Annotated in this window: 1 protein-coding gene; it reads left to right on the forward strand. The window is 53.9% G+C overall.

What is annotated here, in order from left to right; all coding sequences use genetic code 11:
* On the forward strand, positions 1 to 254 hold a 254-nt coding region (locus AC5WOF_RS19430), incomplete at both ends, for a hypothetical protein (protein ID WP_496051594.1).

A 254-nucleotide genomic window follows, 5' to 3' on the forward strand; every position in this document is an offset into this window, starting at 1 on the left:
GGTGTGGCCTTGTATCTTCCCACGGAAACGCTGCGCCTGGATCCTGCCGGATTACGTGATTGGTTGATCGAGGAGGAAATAACGGTCAGTTTTGTGCCAACGCCACTGTTGGAACAGTTGGTAGCTTTGAAGTGGCCGGAACATCCGAAACTCAAGTATCTCTTAACCGGTGGAGACCAGCTTCGAACCGCACCGCCAGCGGGCTTTCCGGTTGAAGTGGTGAACCACTATGGACCGACGGAAAATACCGTCGT

The organism is Shimazuella sp. NTD250 (genome assembly GCF_059510375.1).